The following is a 1,635-nucleotide window of genomic DNA, read 5'->3' as shown; positions in this document are numbered from 1 at the left end:
AGATTGTCATTTGAAAATGTACCCTCAGAAGCTCTTCATCAGACGGTGCTGATGACAGTTGATGGGACTCAACCCAAGTCAACCGACAAGCCAAACCCTGCAATTTTGACTTACCTCGGCACTACTCCCCCTGAATGATTGGTATTGGAATTGCGGTTCCACAAATCATCTGCCTGGGCAGTGCTCCTCTTCTACATAAAGCTCAAACATTGAACGGTTTTGACGTCACAATGTCAATCAATATTTCAACCAGAATGATGGTTTTTATTAACGAAATTGTGACAGTGGTTTGACCTCTATACTTAGGGCTAATTGCCGTGTGCAACAAAATACATTAGTGTGAAACCTTTGATGCCTGAATGTATTGCTAATCGAAATAAAAATTGCTCCTGTTTTCTGGTGAACGACTTGTTAAATAATTCAAGTGAGTTTTCTTGCAAAGCATGAAGAGTGACGATGTTTTGATGGCAAATAATTCTAAAAATGACTTCTTTCAGGCTAAATGACTGCAATCAAGGAGCTGACATGCCGATCCAAAGCTTTATTCCCCCTCACCGAATTTTAATGGGCCCTGGTCCTTCCGATGTTTATCCGCAGGTATTGCAAGCCCTTAGCCGTCCAACGGTTGGTCATCTAGACCCTCTGTTTATCGCGATGATGGATGAGCTTAAACAGCTGTTGAAATACGCTTTTCAAACCGAAAATGAGTTCACTATTGCGGTTTCTGCTCCAGGCAGTGCTGGGATGGAGACTTGTTTCGTTAACTTGATCGAGAAAGGTGACAAAGTCATCGTTTGTCGAAACGGTGTCTTTGGCGAGCGCATGCGTGAAAACGTTATTCGTGCTGGTGGTGAAGTGGTGCTAGTCGATGATGAATGGGGTGCGCCTGTTTCAGTAGATAAAGTTGAACAAGCACTACAGCAACATCCTGATACAAAAATTCTGGCTTTTGTGCATGCTGAGACATCAACCGGTGCTGTCAGTGATGCACAAACTCTAGGTAAGTTAGCCAAGCAATATAATGTGTTGTCGATTGTGGACGCCGTTACATCGTTAGGCGGCGTACCGTGAAAAGTTTATGAATGGCAGCTTGATGTTGTGTACTCGGGCAGTCAAAAGTGTTTGTCGTGTGTGCCTGGCTTGTCTCCGGTGACGCTGTCTCCGGCTGCTATCGAAAAAATTCAATCGCGCACTACGCCAGTTCAAAGTTGGTTCCTCGATCAAAGCTTAGTGTTGGGGTACTGGAGTGGGGAAGGTAAGCGTAGCTACCATCACACAGCTCCAGTGAATAGCCTATATGCATTGCATGAAGCGCTGCTTGTGTTGCAGAACGAGGGGCTTGAGAACGCGTGGGCTCGCCATCAATTGATGCATGAGAAGTTGAAAGATGGTCTTCAGAAACTGGGTTTTGAATTTGTAGTGGAAGAATCTTACCGTTTACTTCAATTGAACGCGATTTATGTGCCGGAAGGGGTCGATGAAGCGAAAGTTCGCGCACATCTACTTGAAACTTACAACCTTGAAATTGGTGCAGGGCTAGGTGCGTTAGCTGGCAAAGCATGGCGTATTGGATTGATGGGATACGGTGCTCGCGCGGAAAATGTCGCGCTGTGCTTGAAGGCTCTGGAAGAGTCT

At 45.3% G+C, this 1,635-nt stretch carries 1 pseudogene and 1 riboswitch; the pseudogene reads left to right on the top strand.

Annotated features, from left to right (window positions below):
* Positions 1 to 20: 20 nt before the first annotated feature.
* Positions 21 to 199, bottom strand: a riboswitch (Lysine riboswitch).
* A gap of 326 nt (positions 200 to 525) precedes the next feature.
* A pseudogene (locus R7Z78_RS24200) lies at positions 526 to 1,635 on the top strand (pyridoxal-phosphate-dependent aminotransferase family protein); the annotation flags it as partial.

The organism is Vibrio sp. 1167 (assembly GCF_033340375.1).
Lineage (GTDB): Bacteria > Pseudomonadota > Gammaproteobacteria > Enterobacterales > Vibrionaceae > Vibrio > Vibrio alginolyticus.
Note: the sequence above shows the minus strand (reverse complement) of the source record. Positions and strands in the feature narration are given on the sequence as shown.